The organism is uncultured Parasphingorhabdus sp., from assembly GCF_963677535.2.
Lineage (GTDB): Bacteria > Pseudomonadota > Alphaproteobacteria > Sphingomonadales > Sphingomonadaceae > Parasphingorhabdus.
This window is the reverse complement of record NZ_CAXXUT010000003.1, coordinates 604,818-624,677: the sequence shown is the minus strand read 5'-3', so window position 1 is coordinate 624,677 and position 19,860 is coordinate 604,818. Positions and strand designations below refer to the sequence as shown.

General features: G+C 58.0%; 13 protein-coding genes, 1 tRNA gene and 2 pseudogenes. 9 read left to right on the top strand and 7 right to left on the bottom strand.

Annotated features, from left to right (window positions below):
• Positions 1 to 41: 41 nt before the first annotated feature.
• Genes ACHZCJ_RS09930 through cobA form a run of 5 tightly spaced genes read left to right on the top strand, consistent with a single transcriptional unit; the run spans position 42 to position 7,530 of the window.
• The gene (locus ACHZCJ_RS09930) at positions 42 to 1,274 is read left to right on the top strand and encodes an alginate export family protein (protein ID WP_321326019.1); all 1,233 of its coding nucleotides are present in this window, start codon (positions 42 to 44) and stop codon (positions 1,272 to 1,274) included.
• Positions 1,275 to 1,290: 16 nt separating this feature from the next.
• Positions 1,291 to 3,798 carry a nitrite reductase large subunit NirB gene (gene nirB, locus ACHZCJ_RS09925; RefSeq protein WP_321326018.1) on the top strand — a complete coding sequence of 836 codons (2,508 nt, stop codon included), beginning with the start codon at positions 1,291 to 1,293 and terminating at the stop codon, positions 3,796 to 3,798.
• Positions 3,798 to 4,139: a nitrite reductase small subunit NirD gene (gene nirD, locus ACHZCJ_RS09920; RefSeq protein WP_173205622.1), complete on the top strand. Its 342-nt coding sequence runs from the start codon at positions 3,798 to 3,800 to the stop codon at positions 4,137 to 4,139. Before nirB ends, nirD begins: the two co-directional genes overlap by 1 nt.
• Complete coding sequence (locus ACHZCJ_RS09915; RefSeq protein WP_321326016.1) at positions 4,136 to 6,730, top strand: molybdopterin-dependent oxidoreductase; 2,595 nt, start codon at positions 4,136 to 4,138, stop codon at positions 6,728 to 6,730. Before nirD ends, ACHZCJ_RS09915 begins: the two co-directional genes overlap by 4 nt.
• On the top strand, positions 6,727 to 7,530 hold the full coding sequence (gene cobA, locus ACHZCJ_RS09910) for a uroporphyrinogen-III C-methyltransferase (RefSeq protein ID WP_321326014.1): 804 nt from the start codon (positions 6,727 to 6,729) through the stop codon (positions 7,528 to 7,530). The genes ACHZCJ_RS09915 and cobA overlap by 4 nt, the downstream gene beginning before the upstream one ends.
• 249 nt (positions 7,531 to 7,779) lie before the next feature.
• Here the strand turns inward: cobA and arsH are convergent, their stop codons facing one another.
• The 5 genes from arsH to ACHZCJ_RS09885 all read right to left on the bottom strand — a co-directional run bounded on the left by arsH (position 7,780) and on the right by ACHZCJ_RS09885 (position 10,783).
• Entirely contained in the window at positions 7,780 to 8,508 is a 729-nt protein-coding gene (gene arsH, locus ACHZCJ_RS09905; protein WP_321326012.1) for an arsenical resistance protein ArsH, read from the bottom strand.
• Complete coding sequence (gene arsC / locus ACHZCJ_RS09900) at positions 8,483 to 8,905, bottom strand: arsenate reductase (glutaredoxin) (RefSeq protein WP_321326010.1); 423 nt, start codon at positions 8,903 to 8,905, stop codon at positions 8,483 to 8,485. The genes arsH and arsC overlap by 26 nt, the downstream gene beginning before the upstream one ends.
• Before the next feature lie 131 nt (positions 8,906 to 9,036).
• The gene (locus ACHZCJ_RS09895; protein WP_321326008.1) at positions 9,037 to 9,441 is read right to left on the bottom strand and encodes an OsmC family protein; all 405 of its coding nucleotides are present in this window, start codon (positions 9,439 to 9,441) and stop codon (positions 9,037 to 9,039) included.
• On the bottom strand, positions 9,434 to 10,303 hold the full coding sequence (locus ACHZCJ_RS09890) for a VOC family protein (RefSeq protein ID WP_321326006.1): 870 nt from the start codon (positions 10,301 to 10,303) through the stop codon (positions 9,434 to 9,436). Before ACHZCJ_RS09890 ends, ACHZCJ_RS09895 begins: the two co-directional genes overlap by 8 nt.
• 147 nt (positions 10,304 to 10,450) lie before the next feature.
• Positions 10,451 to 10,783 (bottom strand): metalloregulator ArsR/SmtB family transcription factor, encoded by a 333-nt coding sequence (locus tag ACHZCJ_RS09885; protein ID WP_321326004.1) that lies wholly within the window; start codon positions 10,781 to 10,783, stop codon positions 10,451 to 10,453.
• 93 nt (positions 10,784 to 10,876) lie between these two features.
• Here ACHZCJ_RS09885 and ACHZCJ_RS09880 point away from each other — a divergent pair.
• Together ACHZCJ_RS09880 and ACHZCJ_RS09875 are read left to right on the top strand one after the other, a co-directional pair.
• A pseudogene (locus ACHZCJ_RS09880) lies at positions 10,877 to 11,071 on the top strand (acyl-CoA synthetase); the annotation flags it as partial.
• A gap of 341 nt (positions 11,072 to 11,412) precedes the next feature.
• Positions 11,413 to 11,829 (top strand): annotated as a pseudogene (locus ACHZCJ_RS09875) (helix-turn-helix domain-containing protein); the annotation flags it as partial.
• 276 nt (positions 11,830 to 12,105) lie between these two features.
• Here ACHZCJ_RS09875 and ACHZCJ_RS09870 read toward each other — a convergent pair.
• A tRNA-Thr gene (locus ACHZCJ_RS09870) sits at positions 12,106 to 12,181 on the bottom strand.
• 229 nt (positions 12,182 to 12,410) lie between these two features.
• Between ACHZCJ_RS09870 and ACHZCJ_RS09865 the strand changes: the two genes are divergently transcribed.
• Positions 12,411 to 13,766 carry a hypothetical protein gene (locus ACHZCJ_RS09865; protein WP_321326002.1) on the top strand — a complete coding sequence of 452 codons (1,356 nt, stop codon included), beginning with the start codon at positions 12,411 to 12,413 and terminating at the stop codon, positions 13,764 to 13,766.
• A gap of 193 nt (positions 13,767 to 13,959) precedes the next feature.
• Positions 13,960 to 18,636 carry an NAD-glutamate dehydrogenase domain-containing protein gene (locus ACHZCJ_RS09860; RefSeq protein ID WP_321325999.1) on the top strand — a complete coding sequence of 1,559 codons (4,677 nt, stop codon included), beginning with the start codon at positions 13,960 to 13,962 and terminating at the stop codon, positions 18,634 to 18,636.
• Here ACHZCJ_RS09860 and ACHZCJ_RS09855 read toward each other — a convergent pair.
• Entirely contained in the window at positions 18,633 to 19,838 is a 1,206-nt protein-coding gene (locus ACHZCJ_RS09855) for a DUF445 domain-containing protein (RefSeq protein ID WP_321327776.1), read from the bottom strand. The two genes, ACHZCJ_RS09860 and ACHZCJ_RS09855, sit on opposite strands and share 4 nt — an antisense overlap.
• Positions 19,839 to 19,860 lie beyond the last annotated feature (22 nt).

Genomic DNA, 19,860 nt, shown 5'->3' with positions numbered 1-19,860 from the left:
AGGATGCCCGCCAAGAGAGAAGGTCTTTAACGGGGAAGAAAATGAAAAAAAGAAATATCATTTCGATTGGATTATTGTCAGGAGCCGCGCTGGCGACACCTTCCTTTGCCCTGGCCAAGACCGGCGATCCGGTGGTGGTTGCCGAAGGCTTGACCCTGGACCCGATTTTCGACGCCCGGCTTGCTTATGAGCATGTCGACCAGCCGGTAACAAGCGCGGACTCTTTGACATTGCGGGCAAGGGCCGGGCTGGAACTGGCCAGTGATATCGGACTTTCATTTCTCGTCGAGAGCGAAGCGACGCTGGGCATTATAAATGACTATAATGACACTAATGCAGGCAATGGCGTCGAACCATTTTCCGTCGTCGCCGACCCGGAAAATATCGAACTGAACCGCATTCAGCTGAAATTCGCCAAGAAGGACAAGGGCAGCCTTACCGTCGGGCGCCAGAGAATCAACATTGATGACCAGCGTTTCGTGGGCAGCGTCGGCTGGCGCCAGAATGAACAGACTTTCGATGCCGTCAGCGCATCGGTCACGGCGCTGAAACCACTGACGCTGGAAGCCACTTATGCCATTTCCCAGCGCACGATATTTGGTGCTGATGCCGGTGCGCGTGAAGCGTTTGACGGAGACCTGATATTTCTGGGCGCTGGAGTAAAGGCCGGGCCGGTCAATCTGAAGGGCTTCGCCTATCTGCTCGATTTTGATGCTGGCCAGCCGGTTTCGCTGAGTTCCTCCGCTACCTACGGACTGCGCGCGACGGCAAAGCTTCCCGTTTCCGAAGGTTTCACGGTAGATTTTGCGGGCAGCTATGCGGTGCAAAAAGATTACAAGGCCAATCCAAATAATTTTTCCGTCGACTATATTGCCGGTTCGGTTGGCACGACCGTTTCAGGCTTTGGCCTGACTCTGGGTTACGAGAGCCTGGGTGCCGATAGCGCAGGCAATCGGTTTCAGACACCGCTTGCCACATTGCACAAGTTCAACGGTTGGGCGGATGTGTTTCTCGGCACGCCACCGGCGGGCCTCGAAGACAAATATGTCAGCATCAGCAAGAAGATCAATCTGCTCGGCGGTATCACCGCAAACGCAGCCTATCATGATTTTCGGAGCGATGTCGGCAGCATCAAATACGGCACGGAATTTGATGCGGCGCTCAATTTCAAGGTCAGCATCTTCAGCGTCGGTCTCAAATACGCCAACTACAACGCCGACAGCTATGGCGTCGATACGGAGAAATTCTGGCTGCGGCTGGGATATAGTTTTTAACAACTGGAATTTGTAAATGAATGCACCGGTTATAACTAACGTTCAGCAGGAAAAAGCTTCCGGGCAGGCCCGTGAACGCCTTGTCGTCATTGGCAATGGCATGGCCGGTTGTCGTGCCGTGGAGGAAATTCTCGCCCGTGATGGGGACCGCTATGCGATCACCATCTTTGGAGCGGAACCCCGGGTCAACTATGACCGGATCATGCTGTCTCCGGTTCTGGCCGGCGACAAGAGCTTCGAAGACATCATTATCAATGATCAAAGCTGGTATGATGATAACGGCATAGAATTGGTTAGCGGCGATGCTGTCATAGCGATCAAACGCGAAGCCAGAGAGGTGGTCAGTGCCTCGGGCCGGGTGACGCCATATGATCGGCTGCTGATTGCCACCGGGTCCGATCCGTTCATCATTCCGGTGCCGGGGCACAAGTTGCCGGGCGTTATCACCTTTCGCGATCTGGATGATGTCGACAAAATGCTGGCAGCGGCAGAGACGGGCGGCAATGCCGTCGTGATCGGCGGCGGTCTTCTGGGATTGGAAGCGGCGCACGGTCTCTCCCTGCGCGGGATGCATGTGACCGTCTTGCACCTTATGCCGACCCTGATGGAGCGGCAGCTGGATGAAGCGGCAGGCTTTCTGTTGCGAAGCGAACTGGAACGGCGCGGACAAACGATCATTACCCAGGCCGATACTGCGGAAATATTGGGAGACAGCCAGGTCACGGGCGTAAAGCTCAAGGACGGGACCGAAATCGAGGCCGATCTTGTCGTCATGGCGGTCGGGATTAAGCCATCGGTAGCTCTGGCCAAACTGGCGGAACTGGACGTCGAGCGCGGCATCGTCGTAGACGACAATATGGTAACCAGTGATCCGGCAATTGTCGCGGTCGGGGAATGCGTGCAGCATCGTGGCGCCTGTTACGGGCTGGTCGCGCCACTTTGGGAAATGTGCCGCTCTCTGGCCGATTTCATGACCGATGATCCTTCCGGATATGCCGGTTCGGTTACCGCAACCAAGCTGAAGGTGTCCGGCATCAACCTGTTCTCCGCCGGTGATTTTTCAGGTGGAGACGACACCGAGGATATTGTCATGCGCGACGCTTCCCGCGGGGTGTATAAGCGGGTGGTCGTTCGGGGAGACAAGCTCATTGGGGCCGTTCTCTTCGGAGACACGGTAGACGGCAGCTGGTATTTCGATCTCCTGAAGCGCCAGGAAGACATATCCGATATCCGCGAAGCGCTTATTTTCGGCCAGGCCTTTGCTTCGGGAGGGGCCACGCTGGACCCTGACAGCGCCGTTGCAGCATTGTCCCCTGACGCAGAAATCTGCGGCTGCAACGGCGTAACCAAGGGACAGGTGGTTGCGTGCATCGATGGTGGAGCCAATGACCTCGATAGCGTCCGGGCCGGTTGCAAGGCCTCCGCCAGTTGCGCTTCCTGCACCGGCCTGGTGGAAAGCTTGCTGAGCATCTCGCTCGGCGAAGATTATGGCGGCGCACGGACGGTCACACCAATGTGTCAGTGCACCAGCTTCACGCACGAGGACGTGCGGCGCAATATCCTCGAAAAAGATCTGAAATCCATACCGCAGGTGATGCAGGAACTCCACTGGACCACGCCAGATGGCTGCGCTTCCTGTCGTCCGGCGCTCAATTATTATCTGCTATGTGCCTGGCCCACGGAGCATGAGGAAGATCCGCAAAGCCGGTTCGTTAACGAACGGATGCATGCCAATATCCAGAAAGACGGCACCTATTCGGTGGTCCCCAGAATGTGGGGCGGGATTACGACGCCCAATGAACTTCGGGCAATTGCCGATGCTGCGGACAAATATGAAGCGCGGCTGGTCAAGGTCACCGGCGGGCAGCGTCTTGATATATTCGGTATCAAGAAAGAGGATTTACCCTCGATCTGGGCCGACCTGAACGCCGCCGGCATGGTTTCCGGCCATGCTTATGGCAAAGCGCTGCGCACCGTAAAAACCTGTGTCGGTAGCGAATGGTGCCGCTTCGGCACACAGGACTCGACCGGTCTCGGGATCAAGGCCGAACAGATGACCTGGGGCAGCTGGATGCCGCATAAATTCAAGATCGCCGTATCGGGCTGTCCGCGCAATTGTGCAGAGGCATCGATCAAGGATCTCGGAATCATCTGTGTCGACAGTGGCTATGAACTGAGCGTTGGCGGTAATGGCGGGATCCATCTGCGCGGCACCGACTTCCTCTGCAAGGTCGAAACCGAAGAACAGGCGCTCGAATATATTGCCGCCTTCATCCAGCTTTACCGCGAGGAAGCACGCTATCTAGACCGCACGGCACCGTGGGTCGAAAGGGTCGGTATGGACTATATCAAGAGCCGCATTGTCGAGGACGAGACCGGCCGCAAGGAATTGCAGAAACGTTTTCTGTTCGCCCAGTCGGTGCATCAGAAAGATCCCTGGGCGGAACGCGTCGCCGGGGCTGAAAGCCACTTGCACAAGCATATCGCCGAAATTCGGCCCTTTGCCGTTCTGGAGCCTGCATGATGGTAGATGCAAAATGGATCGATATCGGCCCGGTCGAACAACTGCCTGCCATGGGCGCGCGGACGCTGCCGGTACAAGGCGGCCAGGAGATAGCGATATTCCGCACCGCTACGGGCAGCATTCATGCTCTGGCGAACAAATGCCCGCACAAGGCCGGGCCGCTGAGTCAGGGGATCGTTCACGACACCAGCGTAACCTGTCCTCTGCATAACTGGCGCATTTCCTTGCTGACGGGCGAGGCATTGGGCGAGGACAAGGGGTGCGTGCCGGTGATCCCGGTTAAAATTGACGCGGGCCGGATTTATATCGAACGCGCTCCCGCCCTCGCCGGGGCCGTGTGACTCCGGTTCGCACCACTTGCCCCTATTGCGGCGTCGGTTGCGGCATCAAAGCCGAAATCACCGGTGACTGCGATGTGATCATCGCGGGTGACGAGGAGCATCCAGCGAATCTCGGCCGGCTTTGTTCCAAGGGAACGCATTTGGCGGATACGGTCAATCTTGAAGGACGGCTGCTCCGTCCGGAAATAGACGGTGAGCCGGCGGAGTGGGACAAGGCGCTCGATCTGGTGGCCAATCGCTTTGCCGAGACAATCCGCGAGCATGGCCCGGACAGCGTCGCATTCTATGTCTCCGGCCAATTGCTGACCGAGGATTATTATGTCGCCAACAAGCTGATGAAAGGCTTTATCGGCAGCGCCAATATCGACACCAACAGCCGCCTGTGCATGGCCAGCGCGGTTGCCGCCCATGTGCGGGCCTTTGGCGAGGATGTGGTGCCTTGCAGCTATGATGATCTGGCAAATGCCGACCTCGTCCTGCTGGTTGGTTCGAACACCGCATGGTGTCATCCGGTGATCTGGCAGCGCATCGAAAAGGCCCGCAGCGAACGCGGGACGAAGCTGGTGGTTATTGATCCGCGCCGCACCGAAACAGCCGAATGTGCCGATCTCCATTTGCCCATCGCGCTCGACGGGGACGTCGCCTTGTTCAACGCATTGCTCGCCGAGATGATGACAAGGGGATTGCTGGACGAAGATTATTTGCGCGATCATGTGGCGACACCGACCGGATTCTGGAACGGGCTAACCGGCGATCCGGCTTCCGCGGGTATCGATCCCGAACCATTCGATCAGCTTGCCGACCTGGTCGCCGCTCATCCGAAAATGGTCACCCTGTTCAGCCAGGGCGCGAACCAGTCGGCGGGCGGCACCGACAAAGGCAATGCCATTATCAATCTCCATCTGGCCACGGGGAGGATTGGCAAATCGGGAACAGGACCGTTTTCGATAACCGGCCAGCCCAATGCGATGGGCGGGCGGGAGGTAGGCGGGCTGGCATCGATGCTGGCCGTGCACATGGGCTTCTCCGATGCAGAATGCGACGCTGCGCAGTCCTTTTGGAAAAGCCCGACCATTGCCCGCAAACCGGGGCGCAAAGCGGTCGACATGTTCCGCGATGTGCATGAAGGGAAGATCAAGGCGATCTGGGTCATGGCAACCAACCCGGCCGTCTCGATGCCGGATGCAGGCTTTGTCCGCGAGGCATTGGATCGCTGTGATTTTGTCGTGGTGTCCGATGTTATCGCCGAAACCGACACGGCTGCCTATGCCGATTTGAAGCTGCCGGCGCTCGCCTGGGGTGAGAAAAACGGGACCGTCACCAACAGCGAGCGCGTCGTCAGCCGTCAGCGTTCGCTGTTCGCGCCCCCCGGCGAGGCAAAGGCCGATTGGTGGATCGTTCAGGAGGTCGCCCGCCGCATGGGATTTGGCAACGCCTTCGCGTTCGGCGGACCGGCAGATATTTTCCGCGAATATGCCGCCCAAACCGGATTTCACAACGACGGCCAGCGCAAGCTGGATATATCCGAATGGGCCGGCACCAGCGATAGCGAATATGACGACTGGGTGCCGAAAGCCTGGGGTGGTGCATCACCTTTTGTGGAGGGGAAATTCACCTCTGCCGATGGCAAGGCAAGGCTGGTTGCTGTTGCTCCGTCTGCTCCGGCGCCGGTTGATCGTGCATTTCCGCTCCGTCTCAATACCGGCCGCTATCGGGATCAGTGGCACACGATGACCCGAACAGGCCTCAGTCCGCGGCTGTCACAACATCGTCGCGAAGCGCTGGTCGAAATTCACCCGGATGATGCGAGGGAGCGCGCTATTGGTGATGGTACGTTGGCGCGGATCATGACGCCGCAGGGCAATAGCATCTTTCGTGTGCAGATTACCGAGGCGCAACGCAAAGGCGAGATGTTCGTCCCGATGCACTGGACCGATCAGATGAGCGGCGGTGGTCGTGCCAACCGGTTGCCCGATCAAACGGTCGACCCGGTATCGGGCCAACCCGCGTATAAAAATAGTCCGTGCAATATCGAGGCAGCCGGAGCGAAATGGCAAGCCTTTCTGGTCAGCAGCAAGCGACCGGCATTGCCAGCCCTTCTGTATTGGACGAGTGCAAGGATAGCGGGCGGTTGGCTTACCGAAATGGCGGGCGCAGACAATATGGACGTGCACAGACTGCTCCCTGTCGGTGAACATCTCGAAGCCATCGACATGAAACGCGGGATGCGCCGGGTTGCCGTGCGCGATGGCGAAGGCAGGCTGGCGGCCGCGCTTTTCGTGACGCGCGACGGTCAACTTCCATCACGGGAATGGATTGCGGCACAATTGGTCAGCGACGAACAGGCGGATGCTCCATCCTTGCTCGCAGCACGCCCGAAAGTCGCCGGACCGGATAAGGGCGCAATCCTGTGCATCTGTTTCAACGTCGGCGTTAAACAGATTGTCGGCGCCATTGGCGAGCAATCGCTCACCAGTCTGGACGATATCGGCAGGGCATTGAATGCCGGGACAAATTGCGGCAGTTGCCGCCCTGCGCTTTCCAAATTGCTGATCGAGGCACAGGACATCAAATTGGAGGCCGCAGAATGACCGAAGCTATCATCCCGCCCGGAACCATATGGCTAGTCGGCGCAGGTCCCGGCGATCCGGATCTTTTGACCCGCAAGGCCGAGAAACTGATCCGCGCTGCCAGCGTCATCTTTTATGACGCCCTTGTTGGTAAAGGCGTGCTGGAACTTGCACCGCTCTCCGCGAGACTTGTTCCTGTCGGCAAGCGATCCGGCCGCCATTCCAAAGACCAGCGCAGCATTAACGACATGCTGGTTGACGCCGCATTGGTGGGAGAACGAGTGGTTCGCCTGAAAGGCGGCGATGTAGGGATTTTTGGTCGTGCGGCAGAGGAAATGGATGCGCTCGCCACACATGGCATTGCCTGTCACATCTGCCCCGGCATAACTGCTGCATCAGCCGCCGCTGCAAGTGCCGGAATATCGCTGACCTTGCGCGGTCTCGCCCGCAAGCTGATATTTGTAACCGCTCACGCAAAAGCGGGTGAAGAGCTCGATCTCGATTGGCAGGCGCTGGCGGATCCCAAGGCAACGCTAGCAATCTATATGGGCAAAGGCGCAGCAGCGACCATTTCACGCCAGCTTGTTGTAGCTGGCTTGCCGGCAGACACACCCGTGCTTCTGATAGAAAACGCCAGCCTCCCCGAAGAGCGTCAATTCAGCACCCGCCTTGATCTGTTGGCACTTTCAGCGAAATCTGCCTTGGGAGATGGCCCCGCCCTGATGCTGATTGGCGAAGCGGCAAGACAGCGGCGAACAGCAAGCGATCCGGACTTTGCATGTACACAGCCAGTACCGAATCGAGCGCCATTCTGTTATTGACAGCTCTGCGGTGATCAAATTTGGACTTGGATCGTCCACAATCGGGGCTGAAGCAGAAGTTCCTGAAACATGAGTTACGACGGCTGCTGTGTCGGGGTTGCAAGGTTAAATGCAGACATTCCGTAACCGGTTCAGATCTGGGCAGGCTGAAATGCCGTCAGGAGACGTCATTCCCAAGGTCGAAGATTGTGCCTGATGGTTGCTATTCCACACGCACTATTTACTCGCGCTCGATCGGTCGAGCTGCAATCAAATGGCCTTTTGGTTTACCCTCTGGGATAGTTCAGCTGCACTTTCCTTGCGCTCGCTATAACGTTCCAACAGGTAATCTTTGTTATTTCGGGTCAGCAAAGTAAACTTCGTCAACTCTTCCATGACATCGACCATCCGGTCGTAAAAGGGTGAAGGCTTCATCCTCCCTGCCTCATCAAACTCCAGAAATGCTTTGGGAGTGGAAGACTGGTTAGGAATGGTCAACAATCGCATCCAGCGACCAAGGATACGAAGCTGGTTCACCGCGTTGAAGCTCTGCGACCCGCCACTGACCTGCATCACAGCCAATGTCTTACCCTGTGTCGGCCTTACGCCCCCAAGCGACAACGGTATCCAGTCAATCTGTGTTTTCATGACGCCTGTCATCGCGCCGTGCCTCTCAGGTGAACACCACACCATGCCTTCGCACCAAGTCATCAGATCACGCAGTTCCTGGACCTTCGGATGATTTGCCTCCGCGTCATCTGGTAGCGGCAGGCCAGAAGGCGAATAGGTCCGCGCTTCGGCTCCGAGCCGCGTCAGGATGCGAGCTGCTTCCTCGGTCATCAATCGGCTGAAAGAACGTTCTCTGAGAGAACCATAAAGCAGCAAAATGCGCGGAGCATGCGTTGCCCGCTCTGGCGACAATAGGCGTTCTTCGTCGATTGGTCGGAAATGTTGTTCTTCGAGATTCGGAGTATCAGTCAACTCGATTTCCCTCCGCATCAATCAGCGGCGAGCCATCCTCTTTTTCCATCGGGCCGGGAGGCAGGCTTTGCAGAAGATCCAGCACGGCCTCGCTAGGGCGGCAAAGCCGCACGCCTTTTGGCGAACAAACGATGGGGCGGTTGACAAGCACGGGATGCTCCAACATCGCATCAAGAAGCGCCTCGTCGTTTACAGAAGGGTCAAGCAGGCCTAACTCGTCTGCGGGAGATTTTGTTGTTCGAAGCGCCGTGCGCGGTGTTAAATCGGCAGCGGCGAACAAGCCCAAAAGCTGGGGACGTGTCCAGCCTGTTTTTAGATACTCAATAATAACAGGCGCTTCACCGGATGCTTTGATGATGGCCAACACATTGCGCGATGTGCCGCAATCGGGATTGTGGTAAATAACTACGCTCATGCCGTATCTCCGTTAATTGGACACTAGTGCTTCGTCTTTTTGGCAAAGGCAACAAAGGAGAACATAATCGCAGCCTCGGCCCAGTAACGAGCCCATACGCGAAGCGAAAAGACGTTCGGTAGCGAGGCGGCTCATTCGCTCCTCCGTATCGTGCCTTCGAGTTTGGTCGCTTCGGCAACCGTATTTGAGATGGTGCCGAATTTTCGAATATTCTTGTGTAGCAGGTCGAGTCGCCGATCATTCTCGCTTGTTTCGACGATGATCTCATAGCCGATTGAAGCCATCTTTGGCGGGCTGTCCTGTCGGATGCCGTGCAGTTTGACCACGACCCCTTGCAGATCGAACTCCAACATCGGCGTCACCCGCTCAATGCCTTTGATCATGCAGGCAGCAAGGGGGGCGAGGAACAGCTCCGCAGGATTGAAGGCATCCGCGCGGCCTTTCATGTCCGTATCGAGCGTTATCTGCGCCTGCTTCGTCTCGGCAAGGCTACCATGATCGTCGATTCGGTGGGCGGTTACACTATATTCAAGCATGGCTTGGCTCCGTTCCGGGGATCAGATATTCCTCGGTCTTGTCATCGGGCATATTTGCGAGTTCGGCGTTGGTCAGCCGGGCATAGAGTTCGATTAAATTGCCATCCGGGTCCTTTAGCCACAATTCATGTAGGGGCGTGCCGCGCCAAGTGGTCCGCGGCGGCTTGAAGACTTCGGCGCCCATTTTCAGCGCACGGTCATAGGCGTCAATAACGGCTGCCTTCGACCCAGCATCCAGTCCAAGGTGATAAAGCGTGTCATGGTGGAGCGACTTGCCGTCGGAAACAAGCAGCACGAAATTCAAATTAAGGTCTGGCCGGATGAATGTCGCGAAGCGATGCGTCCATTCCTTTGGCATTACGTCAAGCAGCCAACTGTAAAAGCGAGTGCTTTTCGGAAGATCTCCGACCCTGATACTGGCGTGGAACTCTTGCGACTTTGGCCCCTGCGGCACGTCGATCAGCGCCTCCAGAACCGCAATACGAGTATAGATATTGTCCCGCGCCGCAGCAAAACGGGTGCGCAGGTCTTCTGGCGTCAGGCTTGGATCATCACTCGCCGGATCATCGATCGGCCAATGCAGCCGCTTGGTTGCACCAGGTATAGCCGGACAAATTTCTTCGGCGCATAGCGTGATGACATAGTCAAAATCGGCGGCATTCATACCATCTACGGACTTGGAGCTATGGCCGCTAATGTCGACGCCACTCTCCGCCATTGCCTCAATGGCATAGGGATTGAGCTTCGTCGGCTGCGATCCTGCGCTGGCAATTTCGGCTCGGTCGCCAAAGCGTTGGCGGGCGAGCCCTTCGGCCATTTGGCTGCGGGCAGAATTGGCGACACACAAAAAGAGAATTCTCATCGGCTGTCCTTTATTGCTGGGGGAAGGCATTGCGGGTGCGGTTGGCAATGGCGACCAGCGAGAGCATCATCGGCACTTCGACCAGAACTCCAGCCACCGTTGCGAGCGCCGTGCCAGAGTTTAAGCCGACAAGGGCAAAGCAAAGTCCTAACAGGCACAGGCGATCTCATCGATCACCGGTTGGCAAAGTCCTAGATGACCGCCGCAGCAGTCTTCCATCAGGAAGGCGAGCAGTCCTCTCACTCCGTTCATATCGGCAAAATAGCGGATGCTTCTGCCTTGGCGCTCATTCCTGACAAGTCCAGATTGCGTAAGGATCGAAAGATTGGCCGACATAGTGTTCTGGCGCACGTCGAGTGCATCGCTGATATCACCCGCAAGCATACCTTCCTCTCCAGTCTTGACGAGCAGGCGGAAAACATTGAGCCGGGTAACTTGGCTAAGCGCCGCGAAGGCATTTAGGGCATCCTTATTATCCATATATCATGATATACTGATATATTTATTGTGCGTCAACGTCTGCTTTTTCGGTGTTGCAGTTGAAATGCGGCCAGTCCGCTAACGGCCCAAAATGTCCATGAAGACGGCTTTGTCCATCTGACCGACCGCAAGACCTTCATGATCATTTCCGGCGGCGTGAATATTTACCCGCAGGAATGTGAAAATCTTCTTATCGAGCATCCCCTGGTCGTGGATGCTGCAGTTTTTGGCGTGCTCAATATCGATCTGGGTGAAGAAGTGAAGGCGGTGGTGCAGATGATGCCGGGCGAAGGCAAAAGCCGTATTGTCCAAAGCGCGCTGAGATAGGCGGACAAGCTCATCGCCGGGCATATGATCAGCAATTGCCGGTTTTGCGCAGCTGGATCAAATTGTGAGTGGGTCATTGTCATTCTCATGGCCGGAATGGGCCAAGAGGATGTCCGCTTTCAGCAATTATTATCTCGAATGGCTACGTATTATGTGGAGGCGCGCAGCAGACAAGGTAGTTGCCCAGCGGGAACGACCGCAATTACTGCGGGAGCAGACCAGCCGCTTTGTTTTTCATCCAATCCGTTCAAGTGTAAATATGTAAGGACTCGCGAGACATCTTCTGTAAATTGCTGACGTAGGAAGACGAACGCGAAGTACAGCGCAAATTACGGATATTGCCGCACGCAGAGAAGGTAGGGCATGTAGCCAAGACGTGCCGCTATTTTGGCATTGGCCGGGCCAGATTCTACAGATGGAAGAGCGCCTATGAGCGCGAAGGCGAAGATGGCCTGGTCAATACCAAAACCATTCCTAAAAACCCGTCTAACCAGACACCGCCTAAGGTGGCGGAGAAGGTGCTGCACCTGCGGCGCAAACACCACCTCGGGCCTGAACGGATCATGTGGTATCTGGCGCGCTATCACGGCATCAAATTGTTCGATGCAACGATATACCGGATACTCAAACGCAACGGTTTGAACAGGCTGCCGCGCAGAACACGCCTTCGTAAAGTTCACACCAAACGCTACGACAAGCAGGATCCTGGTCACCCGGTCGCAAACTCACCCGCGCCAACGCTATTCCGCTCGATTGGCCGAGTCAGAGGAAAATGTTCGGGTTCGCCTGAACCCTCAGCCCAAGATCTTAATGTGCATCTGACAGCCACGAAATGGCCCGCTGAGACGATGGGCCATATTGGCACCGTTCCACCACCGACAAAGGGTCTCCGGTCGCAAAGGTGATCGACCCATCCCACGCAAGCTACGGATAAATGGGCATTAATTATGCCATATCGAGGCAGGTGCAGAGACGGTCGGAAATGGGAAACTGAGTGGTGCCGCTTAGAGGATTCGAACCTCTGGCCCCCGCATTACGAATGCGATGCTCTACCAACTGAGCTAAAGCGGCATCGATGAAACGGAGGAGGGTAGACCTCATGCCTTTTCCATTGATCGCGCGCCATTAACAGCAGAGCCGTGCCGTGACAAGAGTGCGCAGTCGATATTTCGCGCGCTTGCCATTGTGGCGCTCTCCGGCCCGCACCTGCCGGTTCTGGGCCTCAGATCCGGATATTTACCATATATTTACCATGGTGGTGCAGACCGGTGTGGAATTGATGCAATCGCGATGGGGCAGCATGGAAAACCTACGGACTCACAATGAACTCGGCGATCAGGATTTGCTATCGGCACCTGATTACACGGTCTTTGAAGACGATGACGCCGCGGTCGAGGCGCCACCACCGATCAGCCAGGACGAGCGGCGCATGCATGTACGCGCCTATAATTTCTGGGCCAGCCTGCTGGGCAAACGGCATTTTCCCAATGTCGAGGACCTGTCGCCCGAATCGGACGATGATTTCGGACCCAATAGCGTGTTGCTCGATTTCACCAACGGCATCGAGAATCCCGCGATCCAGTTTCTCGGCCGCGCGCTGCGCGAGGAGTGCAAGATCGACGCGTCGATCACCGCGGTTGCCGATGTGCCGGCGCGTTCCCTGCTTTCGCGTATCACCGACCATTATCTGCAGATCATCGCCAATCAGGCGCCGATCGGCTTCGAGGCCGAATTTGTCAATCATGCAGGCATCACGATCATGTATCGCGGTATTCTGCTGCCCTTCTCGACCGATGACGACACGATAGATTTTATCTACGGCGTCATCAACTGGAAGGAAGTGGCCGCCGATACCGTCCAGCGGGAGATCGAAGGGGAAGTGTCCGAGGCGATGCTTTCGGCTCCCGAACGCAAGGTGGCGGGTCCGGTCTGGGAAGACGGACCGAATGCAACCGGCCGGGAGGATCAGGCCGCGACCAGCCCGCTTGAGCTGACGCCCGCCTTCGCCATCATCCCGCAACAGGACGAAGCGCAATCGCCGGATCAGCCGGCCGAGGACGCGAGTCTGGCCGACTGGCTGGCGGCTGCCCGGAATAGCGCCGACCATGCCGCGCATAACGAGCAGCGCAGCCGTGCGGCGCTATATGCCGCCATCAGCAACGCCTATGATTTCTATCTGATGACCGAGATGTTCCCGGACGACTATAAGATGCTGCTCGAAGATTGCGGCCTTGTGGTCCAGGAACGCGCACCGATGACGCCGATCGTCAAACTGGTATTTGGTACCGGTTATGACAAGACGCGGCTGACCGAATATGCCGCAGTGCTGAAATATGCCAAGCGCAATGCGATTGCCAAGGGCGCGCTCGCCGATTTGCTCGGTCAGCATGAGGGTGGTCTGAAAGCGATTGTGCAGGCCGAGCGCGCCGCCGGGCGGACCTCAGGGCTGCTCAACAAGCTGCGGTCGGCCGGAGAGGATATGCTGGTGAAACTGCGTGCAGCGCCGTCGCGGCAGTTGCAGGATATCGATCCAGGGGATTCCGAATTTGTCGTGCTCGTCGCGCGCAAGGGCTCGGACGGTGAATTGTCCATTGTCGGACCGGTTCGCGGCAATGACAAGCTGACCAGCCAGGCGTTGAAACATACCGAAATCTGATCCTGCAGGCGGTGGCGGTGACGCCGTTGCTATCCTGCCTCTAGTTACATATGTAACCGAAATATCACGGTCAAAAACATTCTCCTATCGCAAGCGAAAAGGACCGGCTCGGCCCTTGAGCGCGCTGCAGATTGGGCGCATAGCATAGCCATGCTGGCGGGGCCTGACCCGTCTCGATCCACTTGGGGGTAAAATGGCGGCCAATCGCGAACGGAAATCCGGGTCAGCCCAGGACAGGCTTGACGGTCTCGAAAAAAAGCTGGTGGCTGCCTTTCGCGAGAGTGCGTTGCCCGGCGAAAATATCGGTTTTGATAAACAGGCCTGCGAGGAAGCCGCCCGGTTCACCTTGCGATCCGCCCAGGAACGTCGGGGCAGCGAAGCGAACCTGTCGCTGGAAAGCGTCAGCGGCCAGCATGACAACCGGCACTTGCGCCTCGCGATCGTCAATGACGACATGCCGTTTCTGGTGGATTCGGTTTGCGCCACGATTGCCGGCTTCGGCCTGACAATCGAACGGCTGATCCACCCGGTGGTTGCCGTGCGCCGGGATGCCGAAGGGCAGCTGATCGAGCTTGTCGAGCAGGCCCCCCCCGGTGAAAAGCGCGAATCGGTTATCTATATCGAGCTGGAGCGAACCGACGCCCGTGTCCGCCGGGAACTGGTGAAGGCGCTGCGCGCGAATCTCAAGGATGTCGCCGCGGCGGTGACCGACTGGCTGAAATTGCAGATCGTGCTGGGTGAGAATGCCGACGGTTTGCCCGAGGGAGAAGGGGCGACGCTGCTCCGCTGGTTCCTCGACCGCAACCTGACATTGCTCGGCCACGAAATGGTCGATACCAAGGGCGGCCGTACCGAGCGGCTCGGTCTGGCCCGGATGCGCCCGCAACCGATACTATCCGATGAAAGCAGGCGGCGCGCGTTCGAATGGTTTGAAAATGGCGGCAAGGCACCGCTGATCATCAAGTCCAACCAGCTGTCCACAGTGCATCGGCATGTGCTGATGGACCTGATCATCGTCCCGGTCAGGAAAAAGAACAAGATCACGGCGCTGTCGATCATCTCCGGCATGTGGACCAGCGCGGCGCTGGCCGCTTCTCCCGAGAATATTCCGGTGTTGCGAACCCAGCTCACCCGGCTGTTCGACAAGTTTGAATTTTCGGTATCGGGCCACGCCGGGAAAAGCCTGACCCATGCGCTCACCTCTTTGCCGCATGATCTGCTGATCACCTTTGCACAAGATGATCTGGAGAAACTGGCGCTGATCTCGATGTCGCTGATCGATCGGCCGCGCCCCAAACTGCATAGCGTGATCTCGCCGCTCGCCCGCCATCTCTTCGCCTTTGTCTGGCTCCCGCGCGAGCAGCTTTCGACCGAACGCAGGCAGAATGTCGAGCAAATGCTGACGGAGGCAACCGGCGCAAAAATTCTGAGCTGGTCCAATACGCTTGAAGAGGGTGGAGTCTCTTCTCTGCGCTATACGCTCGACATGGGAGCCGACGGCAGAATTCCGGATCCCGATCTGCTCGACCAGCAACTTGAAAATATGGTCCGGGGCTGGAAGCCGGAAGTCGAGCGCAACCTGCGCGAAGCGGGTCAGGAAAACCGGGCCGCGGTTCTGGCGCAGCGCTATGCCAATTGCTTCCCGGGCACCTACCAGTCGACCTATGGTGCGCTGGAGGCGGCCAAGGATATCCTGCGTCTGTTCAAGCTGGAGCGCGGCGGGCAGCGTTCCACCCGGCTTTACCGCCTTGCCAGCGATGCCGACAATCTGCTGCGGCTGAAAATTTATCATCTGGGCGGCGCGCTGCCGCTGTCGGATGCAGTCCCGAAACTGGAAAATTTCGGCTTTATCGTGCGCGAATCGGTGCCGACTCCGCTGGACGATGGGCGTCTGGGTTTCATTCACGATTTTCTGCTCGAACTGCGGTCCGAGGAGCGCTGCGACCGTCTGATCGCCCGTGCCGATGAAATCGAGGCGGCCATCACCAATGTGCTCGACGGCGAGGCGGAAAATGATGCGTTCAACCAGCTGATCACGACCGCGGGAATCGATGCGCGCTCGACGGTGTGGATGCGGGCCTGGTTCCGCTATTTGCGACAGACGGGTCTCAGCTATGGTCTGAATACGGTTGTAGAAGCACTGGCCGAAGCACCGGCCGTCACCGCTGCGATGATCACGATTTTCCGCGCTCTGCATGATCCGGATTTTGACGGTGATCGCGCGAAAGCGACCCAGTTGGCAACACGCGACATGGACGCGGCGCTGATCAGCGTACACGCCATTGACGATGACCGCATCCTGCGGCTGTTCCGCGCGGTCATTGAATCGATATTGCGGACCAATGCGTTTGCCTATCAGGCCGGCGAAGCTCTGGCCTTCAAGATCGAGAGCGCCAGGATTCCGGAACTGCCGGCGCCGGTGCCGTGGCGCGAGATATTTGTCTACAGTCCGCGGGTCGAAGGTATACATTTGCGGGCCGGGCCGGTGGCCCGTGGCGGCCTGCGCTGGTCCGACCGGCGCGACGATTTCCGCACCGAAATACTGGGCCTGATGAAAGCCCAGCGGGTGAAGAATGCGGTCATCGTACCGACCGGCGCAAAGGGCGGCTTTTTTGCCAAGCAACTGCCCTCCGGCGATGACCGTGACGCGTTTCTCGCCGAAGGGGTGGAGGCCTATAAAATCTTCATCTCGGCCTTGTTGTCGCTGACCGACAATATCGTCGAGGGCAAGATCGTACCGCCGGCCAGAGTGCAGCGGCTCGACGAGGATGATCCCTATTTTGTCGTCGCGGCGGACAAGGGCACGGCAAGCTTCTCCGATATCGCCAACCAGATCGCTATTGATCGCGGTTTCTGGCTCGGCGATGCTTTCGCCAGCGGCGGCAGCAACGGCTATGATCACAAGGCGATGGGGATTACCGCGCGTGGCGCCTGGGTTTCCGTCCAGCGTCATTTTGCTGAATCGGGAATCGATATCCAGAGCGAACCGGTCCGGGTGGTCGGGGTCGGCGACATGTCGGGCGACGTGTTCGGCAATGGCATGCTGCTTTCGAAGAGCCTGAAGATCGTGGCTGCCTTTGACCATCGGCATATATTTATCGACCCGGACCCCGATCCGGCGAAAAGCTGGATTGAGCGGAAAAGACTGTTCGACTTGCCGCGGTCCAGCTGGGAAGATTATGACAAGGAACTGATCTCGGAAGGCGGCGGGGTATTTTCGCGCGGTTCGAAAACGATCAAGCTTTCCGACCAGGCCGCCAGAATGCTCGGTCTGGCCGAAGATATGGAGACAACACCGTCGCGGCTGATGGCAGCGATACTGGCGTGCAATGCCGATCTTCTGTGGTTTGGCGGGATCGGTACCTATGTGAAAGCGGCGGCGGAAAATCATATCGAAGTCGGCGATCCGGCCAATGACAAGATTCGCGTCAATGCCGAACAATTGCGTGTGAAAGTTATCGGCGAGGGAGCCAACCTGGGTATCACACAGGCCGCGCGTATCGCCTTTGCCGCGGGCGGCGGGCGGATCAATACGGACTTTATCGATAATAGCGCCGGCGTCGATTGCTCCGACAACGAGGTCAATATCAAGATTGCCCTCAATGCGGAACTGGCAAGCGGCAATCTGCAGCCCGCGGCGCGAAACAAGCTGCTCAAATCGATGACCGATGATGTCGGCGCGCTGGTGCTGGAAGACAACCGGTTACAGGCTCTGGGCCTGTCCATCGCCGAAATGGGGGGAGCAAAATCCTTGCCATCCTATGTCCGCCTGATCGAGCAGTTCGAGGAACAGGGGCAGTTGAACCGGACGGTGGAAGGGCTGGCCAGTAACGAGGACCTGATCCGCCGCGGCCAGGAAAACCGGGGCCTCTATCGGCCGGAGCTGGCGGTGCTGATATCCACTGCCAAGCTTGCTCTGCAGGATGCGATTGAAAATAGCGACCTGGGGGATGACCCGGGGCTGGACAGCGAATTGCTGCAGGCCTTTCCGCCGGCAATGCAGGAAGGCCATCGCGAAGCCATTCTTAGCCATCAGTTGCGCCGCGAGATCATAGCCACAAAACTGGCCAACCGAATGATCAACCGGCTCGGGCTGATCGACCCGTTCGAACTGGCCGAGGAAGAAGGCTGCACCTTGGGCGAGGTCGCGCGGGCCTTTGTCATGGCAGAACGTCTGTTCCACGCCGACCGGCTGTGGCACGCGCTGGAGGTAGCGGAGATTGCGGAAGATATCCGGATCACGCTGTTTGACCGGCTTGCCTATGTCCTGCGCTCGCATATGGCGGATCTGATGCGGATCGGCGTTTCGGATGACCGGATTGACGATACCGTCGAAATGCTGGCGCCCGGCGTGACCCTGCTCAACGAAAATGTCGAAAGCCTGATAACCGCGGAAGGCCGCTTGCAGGCGTCACGTCAGGTGAAGCTGCTGGTCGAGGCGGGGGCCACTTCGGAGATCGCCGGCAAGATCGCCAATATCTACAAGAATGACGGCGCGGCCGGTATCGCCTATCTGGCCCATAGCCGGGATATTGATGCGCTGGAGGTTGCCGCGGCCTTTACCGGTCTCGGCAGTCAGCTTGGCCTGGACTGGGCGCAGATGACCGCGACTCGGATCAATCCGTCCGATCCCTGGGACCGCCTGCTCGTCGCCGGCCTAGCCCGTGATTTCCAGCAGATGCGGCTCGATTTTCTGCGCCGTACCCGCGGCAAGGACATGCAGCAATTCGTCGACAGCTGGGCGGAACGCAATATCGCCCGGGTGGCGCAGTTCCGCAAGATCATGGACCGGGCGCAGCAGACACCGAAGCCGTCGATTGCGATGCTGGCGCAGATTGCCGGACAGGCGCGCCTTCTGCTTTCGCGCTAGATCCAGTAGCCCAGCGTGTGCAGGGACAGGCCGACCAGCCCGCCGACCAGTGTGCCGTTCACCCGGATGAACTGGAGATCGCGACCGACGGCATTCTCGACCCGGTCAGTGATGGTCTGGGTGTCCCAGCCGCGTATCGTTTCGGACACCAGCTTGACGATATTGTCGCCATAGCTGTCGACAACACCGATCACCGCCCGCCGCCCGAAACGATTGATCTGGCGGTTCAGCTGCTTGTCCTGCTGCAGGCTGTTGCCCAGCTGGATCAGCGCATCGCCAAACTGACCGGCCATAGCCGCATCGGGATCACGTGCTGATCGCAAGAGTGCTTCCCTGCCTTGTTCCCAGATGCCGTCGAGCCATGAGGCAATCGCCGGATTCTCGATCATCTCGAGCTTCCATTCATTGACCTTTTCGCGCAGGTCCGGATCATGTTGCAACTCGCGGGCCAGCTGCTCGAGGCTTTCCTCGGTTTTCGCCCGGACCGGATGATGGGGATCGGCCGCCATGTCCGCCATCAGCTTGTAGAGGCCATCCAGCACCTCGTTGGCAACCCGGTCGTCCAGACCCGTCCAGCGCATCACCGCATTGGCACGGTCGGTAACGATTTTACGGATCACCGCCTCGTTGGTGTCCAGCGTCCGATAGGCCCAGCGAATGCTCGAATCGATCAGCGGTCCGTGCCGGTTTTCCGCCATGACCGCGGCCAGAATCTGACCCATGGGTGTCGCAATATCGAGTCCGACCGCCTGTTCCTTGACTGCGCCCTTGAACATCGTGCCCAGCCGGTCTTTGTCGAGCGAGGCAATGGCGTCGCCCAAAAGTCGTGACGCGCCGAATTTCAGTCGGCCTTCGCCGCCACTTGGCGATTGCAGAAAGCGGCCGATGCCACTGGCAAGGTCCACATGGCGCATGCGTTGCGCGACCAGACGGGAAATGAGGAAATTATCCTTGAGGAAATTGGCAAGCGTGTCACCGATGCGATCCTTGTTGCGCGGAATGATTGCGGTGTGCGGTATCGGCAGGCCCATGGGATGGCGGAACAGGGCGGTGACGGCAAACCAGTCGGCCAGCCCGCCAACCATCGCGGCTTCGGCAAAGGCGCGCACGAACCCGAGAGCGGGATGCACCGCTTCATAGCTTTTGGCGGCAAAATAGATGATCGCCATCACTACCAGCATGCCGGTGGCGATGATCTTCATATCCCGGCCGGCATTGCCCGCT